At 66.6% G+C, this 6,274-nt stretch carries 9 protein-coding genes and 1 other RNA gene; 1 reads left to right on the top strand and 9 read right to left on the bottom strand.

The features are described from left to right. Positions 1-306 precede the first annotated feature (306 nt). Positions 307-1,752 carry a helix-hairpin-helix domain-containing protein gene (locus ACE3T8_RS14835; RefSeq protein WP_374610230.1) on the bottom strand — a complete coding sequence of 482 codons (1,446 nt, stop codon included), beginning with the start codon at positions 1,750-1,752 and terminating at the stop codon, positions 307-309. A 149-nt stretch (positions 1,753-1,901) separates the two neighbouring features. Between ACE3T8_RS14835 and ACE3T8_RS14830 the strand changes: the two genes are divergently transcribed. Next, the gene (locus tag ACE3T8_RS14830; protein ID WP_374610228.1) at positions 1,902-2,657 is read left to right on the top strand and encodes a hypothetical protein; all 756 of its coding nucleotides are present in this window, start codon (positions 1,902-1,904) and stop codon (positions 2,655-2,657) included. 21 nt (positions 2,658-2,678) lie between these two features. Here the strand turns inward: ACE3T8_RS14830 and ACE3T8_RS14825 are convergent, their stop codons facing one another. The 8 genes from ACE3T8_RS14825 to ACE3T8_RS14790 form a co-directional block, all read right to left on the bottom strand. After that, positions 2,679-3,368 carry a hypothetical protein gene (locus ACE3T8_RS14825; protein WP_374610226.1) on the bottom strand — a complete coding sequence of 230 codons (690 nt, stop codon included), beginning with the start codon at positions 3,366-3,368 and terminating at the stop codon, positions 2,679-2,681. An 8-nt stretch (positions 3,369-3,376) separates the two neighbouring features. Next, positions 3,377-4,024: a ribose-5-phosphate isomerase RpiA gene (gene rpiA, locus ACE3T8_RS14820; RefSeq protein ID WP_374610224.1), complete on the bottom strand. Its 648-nt coding sequence runs from the start codon at positions 4,022-4,024 to the stop codon at positions 3,377-3,379. A 4-nt stretch (positions 4,025-4,028) separates the two neighbouring features. Beyond that, positions 4,029-4,499: an EVE domain-containing protein gene (locus ACE3T8_RS14815; protein ID WP_374610222.1), complete on the bottom strand. Its 471-nt coding sequence runs from the start codon at positions 4,497-4,499 to the stop codon at positions 4,029-4,031. Continuing rightward, on the bottom strand, positions 4,496-5,089 hold the full coding sequence (locus ACE3T8_RS14810) for a 5-formyltetrahydrofolate cyclo-ligase (RefSeq protein WP_374610221.1): 594 nt from the start codon (positions 5,087-5,089) through the stop codon (positions 4,496-4,498). The genes ACE3T8_RS14815 and ACE3T8_RS14810 overlap by 4 nt, the downstream gene beginning before the upstream one ends. Before the next feature lie 46 nt (positions 5,090-5,135). Then, a non-coding RNA gene (ssrS, locus tag ACE3T8_RS14805) (6S RNA) lies at positions 5,136-5,319 on the bottom strand. Between the two features lie 70 nt (positions 5,320-5,389). Further along, the gene (locus tag ACE3T8_RS14800) at positions 5,390-5,707 is read right to left on the bottom strand and encodes a cell division protein ZapA (RefSeq protein ID WP_374610220.1); all 318 of its coding nucleotides are present in this window, start codon (positions 5,705-5,707) and stop codon (positions 5,390-5,392) included. Next, complete coding sequence (locus ACE3T8_RS14795; RefSeq protein ID WP_187553007.1) at positions 5,704-5,925, bottom strand: TIGR02449 family protein; 222 nt, start codon at positions 5,923-5,925, stop codon at positions 5,704-5,706. Before ACE3T8_RS14795 ends, ACE3T8_RS14800 begins: the two co-directional genes overlap by 4 nt. A 9-nt stretch (positions 5,926-5,934) precedes the next feature. Further along, positions 5,935-6,274 (bottom strand): EAL domain-containing protein (locus ACE3T8_RS14790; RefSeq protein ID WP_374610218.1); only part of this gene is annotated, 340 nt, incomplete at its 5' end.

Here is a 6,274-nt window from a genome sequence, read left to right as displayed (position 1 = left end):
TGAATGGCCAATACTCCGCCTATCGCGTTGCGGTGCGCGGCGCCGCCGCGACCCGCAACAGGTCACCTCGGTCCCCTCTTGGGGATCGCCAGGGTCTTTGCCCAAAACCCCGCAGCCCTCGCTGCGGGGTTTTTCTTTGACCTAAAGAAAATCAGCGGAACATTCGGAACTAAATGGCGGCGTGCCAGGATGCGCGAGTTTTGGGATGCGCCGACCCGTCAAGCGTACTAAATGCACGCACGAGTTGGCGAATAATCCTGGCCAAATCGAAAGGCTCCGAATCCGGACATCGAGGCCCTGAAGGTTTCAGAACAGGGACGATTGCGGCGTGGGCGGAACCGGGCGTGTCATGCCCCGGCCGCCGGCACCGGACGGGCGATGCCGCCTGGCCTCGCGCTCGCGGTGGGTTTTTTCGGCCAGGACGTTGAACTGGTTCATGCGCATCTGCAGCAGGTCGTTGGCGGTTGAAGGCGCTTGCGAGATTCCATGCAAACCGGATTCTTCCTCGCGTATGGGGTCCGGAATGGTCTGGAACGGGATTCGCATCGGCGCAGCGCCTTTCGCGACTGCCTTGCCCATCGACCCCAGGTAAAGCGCGCTGTTGCCGTATTTCTGGTTCACCTTGTCCAGCAGCGCGCTCGCCAAGCGTGCGCGACGACGCTCGCCCATCAACTCGCCGGAAAGCGCTGCACTTTCCGACAGCTCGAGCAATGTGACCGCGACCGACAAAGGCGGGTGTCGCTTCGGATTCCAGCGGCCAGAGTCGGCGGCACGCTCCAGCGGGGAGAGCTTGTCCGCCAGCAGGCGCAACAGCGCCGGCGTGTCGTCCAGCGGAGCGAAGCGCAGGTCCTTTTCATAGCGCCGTTCCATCCCGACGAAACGGATGCGGATCGCCATGCCGGCGGCCTGCAGCCGTTCGTTGCGCAGCCGCATCGCCGCCTTGGCCAACAGCTTGAACAATACCGAGCGCATGCCGGCGACGTCGCGCAGCTCCGGGCCCAGTACGTGCGAGTGCCCAAGCGAGGCGCGCTGCGTCGACCGTTCCGGCAGCTCGAAGCCGCGCAACTGCAGCCAGAAACGCTCGCCCTCGATGCTGCCCCACGCACGACGCAGGCGCTCGCGCGATGCCGCGCAGAGCGCTTCGACGGTGTGGATGCCGGCATCGCGCAGGCGTTGTTCCATGGATGGCCCGATCCCGCACAGCGCGCGCAATTGGAGGCCATGCAACGCATGCGGCAGGTCCGCCTGCTCGATCACGACCAGGCCGTTCGGCTTGTCCATCTCGGAGGCGGTCTTGGCGAGGAATTTGTTCGGTGCGATCCCGATCGAACAGGTCAGCGCATCGCCGAAGCGCTCGAGCAGGGCACCCTGGATGTCGCGGGCGATGCGTTCGGCGTTGCCGCGCTGGCGCTCGCGGCCGATCAGCCAACACGGCACTTCGTCCACCGAGGCCGCCTTGCCATGCGGAATGCAGGTCTCGATGACCTCCATGAATTCCCGGTGCACCTCGATGTAGCGTGCTGGCCGGGCGACCTGCATGGCGATCTCGGGACAGGTCCGCATCGCATCGGCCACCCCGGTGCCGGTGCGGATGCCGTGCCGCTTGGCTTCCTTGCTGGCGGCCAGGCAGCAGGTGGTGGTCGCAATGACCGGGATGACCGCCACCGGCTTGCCGCGCAGGTGAGGCGCGTCGAGTTGCTCCACCGAAGCGAAGAACGAGTCGAAGTCGACGAACAGGCAGCGCAGGGTCATGGCGGGATCCGCTTGGGCAAGCAGTGTCGATCCGCCGCGTCTCCAGAGGCGCTGCGAAACTTCACGATTCCACTCACGGTGCCCGCGGCCCGTCTCGCGGCGCGAGAACGGGCGTAGCATCGACCCCAATCCACGACGGGAGTGGCTCGATGCGCATGATGGATACCACGGTGCTGGCCGCCGCCTTGACCGCGCTACTTGCATTCGGCGGCACCCAGGCCAGTGGCATCAACGGCATCAATGGCGGCATGTCGAGCAGGATCTCGATGAATGTCACCGTGCCCAAGCAGACCCAGGGCGCGACCTTCGGCGAGAAAGTGAATGCCGGCCTGCATGCCGCGGGCAGCGTGGTCTCACAGGGCGCATCGCTTTCGGTTGTCGTCGAATGCGGCGAAGCGGCCTGCGCGGTCGCGTTTCCCGGCGGCGACGGCTACCGCGCGGATTTGCAGGCGATGACGCTTGCGCCCCTCGATGCGGCGCAAGCCACCGGGCTGCGCAAGGGCGCAGTGGGACAAGGCGCGTCATTGCTGGGTGGGGCGCTGCCGGGTGGCGGCATCGTGTCGGCTGCCGTGTCGTCGGTGGGCGCGCTGGCAGGTGGCGGTAGTGGCGCTGCCGCCGCGAGCTACGCGGCCACCGGGAGGGTGGCGGGTCCTCCTCCCACCGTCTTGGCGAGTCGCAGCGACAAACCCGGCCAGGTCGATGTGCTGGAACCCCTTGCGGACGGCAACTATCAACTCACCCTGGTCGTGGAGAAGGCGACGTCGGGATTGAAGGATACGCTCAAGACGCAAGTTCGCACGCGCGCGCCGCAGCGCGTGGAGATCGTGGTGGCTTTCAGCGTGGAAGCCGGCGTGTTGAAGGCTCGGCACGACATCGCGCTCAACGCGATCCGCAACCTGCGCTGATCGCTGGGCTGATGGCCGTGTTCAGTCGCCGGCGACCAGGAAGCCAAGCCACCAGGTGTCTGCGCGATCGTCCACACGCAGCGTCAGCCTGAAATCGATGGGGCTGCGAACCCACCGGGTGCTGATGTAGCCGGTGGCGCCATCGGCAAGGCGCACGCGTGTCCAGTCCGGGGTTGACGGGATGCGGGAATCATCGTCTGCGCGGGCCAACACGACATGATCGACACGCCTGAGTACCGCGCCAGCCAGCGATGGCTGGCTGCGGATGGCCACGTCCGAGCCGAGGACCACCAGTGCTTCGTAAGGATCGGCGTTGTCCGGCAGGTTCGTGCAGAACACGTAAGGCGCGCAGTATTCGTCGCCGTGGTCGAAGCGGCGCGCCACCCCGGGCAGGGCGAGGATCTCTTCTAGCGTCGCCCACAGACGTTGCCGCGACTCTGCATCCACGTCCCAGATGGCCTGGAACCCCTGCCGCCCCTCGCTGCCACCAAAATCCAGCGTTGTCTCCGCGCGTACCCGCGCGAGCAAGGCCTCCATGTCGCGTCGCGCGACGACGTCGCGCAACTCTGCCTTGGCGCGAAGCAGCGCGGGCGACAAGTGCTCCACGGGCGGACGCATGATCGGGTCGGTCGGTGTGCCGGCGACGGCCATCGCCGCCTGGCCGCACGCGAGGATGGCGGCAAGGAGGAAACGCTTCGCCGGATTCGGCATGCGTTGGCTCAGAGCACGATCGGAGGCTCGCCGCCGACGATCACCACGTCGGCCGGGCGGCGTGCAAACAGGCCGACGCTGACCACGCCGGGAATCTGGTTGAGCTCGCGTTCGATGCCCACCGGATCGACGATCGACAGGTGGTGGATGTCGAGGATCACGTTGCCGTTGTCGGTGACCGTGCCGTCGCGCCAGACCGGCTGGCCGCCGGTGAGGCGGAGGATCTCGCGGGCGACCAGGCTGCGCGCCATCGGGATCACTTCCACCGGCAGCGGGAACTTGCCGAGGATCGGCACCTGCTTGCTCGGGTCGACGATGCAGACGAAGGTCTTGCTGGCCTCGGCGATGATCTTCTCGCGGGTCAGCGCGGCGCCGCCGCCCTTGATCAGGCGCTTGTGCGGATCGCATTCGTCGGCGCCGTCCACGTACACCGAGAGGGTGCCGGCGCTGTTGAGATCGATCACCTCGATGCCGTGTGACTTCAGTCGCGCGGTGCTCTGCTCGGAGCTGGAGACCGCACCGGCGATGCGGTCGCGCCATGGTGCCAGCGCGTCGATGAAATAGGCCACGGTCGACCCGGTGCCGACGCCGACGATCATGCCGTCCTCGACGTAGTCGATCGCCTTCACGGCGGCCAGTCGTTTCGCTTCGCTCATCGCATCATTCCAGTGAAAGCAGCAATTTCCATTGCGCCGAGGTAACGGGGAATACCGACAGTCGGCTGCCTTTCGCGGTCAACGCGAAGCCTTCGCCGAGCTGGTCGGTGTGCGTCTTGATCTCCTCGAGCGGGATCAGCCGCTTGAGCTTGCGTTCGAAGCCGACGTCGACCAGGAACCAGCGCGGTTGTTCGCGGCTGGCCTTCTCGTCGAAGTACTTCGACGTCGCATCGAACTGGGTTTCATCCGGATACGCGGCGCTGGCCACGCGCGCGATGCCGGCAATGCCGGGCACCTTGCAGTTGGAGTGGTAGATCATCACCCCGTCGCCCTCGCGCATGCCGTCGCGCATGAAGTTGCGCGCCTGGTAGTTGCGCACGCCGTTCCACGGTTCGGTGCCGACGCGTTCCAGGTCGTCGATGCCGAACGCATCCGGCTCGGACTTCATCATCCAGTAGCGTTTTGGCTTGCTCATGCGACCTGCTCGGCGAGATGGGTAGCGGCTTCGCTGCACACGGCATCCAGCGGCACGTCCCAGGCTTCGTGTTGCAGCACTTCGACACGCTGCACATCGAAGCCGGCACCGACCAGCCAGGGCGGCGCGGATGTGTCGCGACGGAACGAGAGGCTGCGATCGTACCAGCCGCCGCCCATGCCCAATCGATTGCACTGCGCATCGAAGCCGACCAGCGGCAGCACCAGCATGGCCATCTCGCTGGCGGGCAAGGCGGCATCGGGATCGATGTCGGGTTCGGGGATGCCGAAGCGGTTGGTCACCAGTGGATCGCCCGCGCGCCACGGCGCGAAGCGCAGGCTGCCATCGGCATGCAGCAACGGCAGGCAATAGGTGAGCGCAGGCGGCAGGCGCAACTGGAACACATGCAGGCCGATTTCGCCGTCCATCGCCCAGTAACCGGCAACAAGGCCGGATGCCGGCAGGAAGGGCAGGGCGAGCAAGCGATTCGCCAGCGATTCGGCGGCGGCGATGCGCGTGGCGGCCGGCAGGTCGCGCCGGCGTTGGCGGAGCTCGCGGCGCAGCACGGCGCGGTCGGGAACGGAACTCACGCGAAGGGCAAACCGTGCTGCGAAGGAGGGTGATGCGTTGCGGAGAAGGGTCTCCGCCGTGGCGATGCATGCGAAACGACCTTGAACCCGGGGTTCAAGTGGGAACGCGTGGCGGCCATCGGGCTTCCCGCTCGGGGCGGACTTGCACTCCCGGCAACCAGTACGCCCCCGTGGTCGTCATTAAGGGACAAGGCGAATGTTGCGCACGCCGTCGCTCACGGCAGAGGACATCATCAGTATAGGCGCGAGGTCGTCGCTGGCAAGCGCCATCGGTCGGCGGGTCGCGTGGGGTTCAGTCCTTCACGCATTCGACGCGAGCAAGCCATCGAGCCTGGCATTCGCGGCATCGATCAACTTGAACAGGTCGTCGTCGCTGCGGGACTGGCCAACGGCCTCGCGTTGCTGCAGTTCATGCGCCAGGTTGAGCGCGGTCAGCACCGCCAGCCGATCCGGGGCGACCATCTTGTTGCTGCCGCGCAATTCGCGCATGCGGCTGTCGAGCATGCGCGCGGCCGAGGTCAGGCTGGCGCGTTCGGCCTCGGTGACGCCGACGGTGTATTCGCGGTCCAGCACGCGGATGCTGACCGGTTCGCTCTTGCCGTTCTCGGGCGTGCTCACGTGTGCTGCTCCAGCGACTTCAGGCGGCTGATCATCGCTTCGACACGGCTGCGTGCCTGTTCCTGCTTGGCCAGCAATTGCGCGCGTTCGGTCGCCATCTGCTCGTGCTGCTGGCGCAGGCTGCGGTTCTCGTCCTGCAGGCGTTGCATGCGGGTGGCGAGCAGGTCGATGCGCACCAGCAGCCGTTGCAGTTCGCCGTGCAGGTCGCGGTTGTCCATCCGGGCACCTTAGGGAGGCGATGCGACCGGGTCAAGGCGCACCGGCGCCTGCGCTTGCCAGTCCTGCAGGAAGCGCAGGCAGTCCACCGCATTCAGCGGACGCGACAGCAGGTAGCCCTGCACCATGTCGCACCCGTGCTGGAGCAGGAAGCGTTGCTGCTCGTCGGTCTCGACGCCCTCGGCGACCACGCGCAGGCCGAGCGAATGCGCCATCGCGATGACCGTGGTGGTGATCGCCGCGTCCTCGTTGTCGCCGGGACGGCCGAGGTCGTCGATGAACGCCTTGTCGATCTTCAGCGTGGTGATCGGCAGGCGGCGCAGGTAGGCGAGCGAGGAATAGCCGGTGCCG

This window comes from Thermomonas sp. (assembly GCF_041919455.1).
In the GTDB taxonomy this organism is placed as follows: domain Bacteria; phylum Pseudomonadota; class Gammaproteobacteria; order Xanthomonadales; family Xanthomonadaceae; genus Thermomonas.
This window is presented reverse-complemented; position numbering and strand designations above follow the sequence as displayed.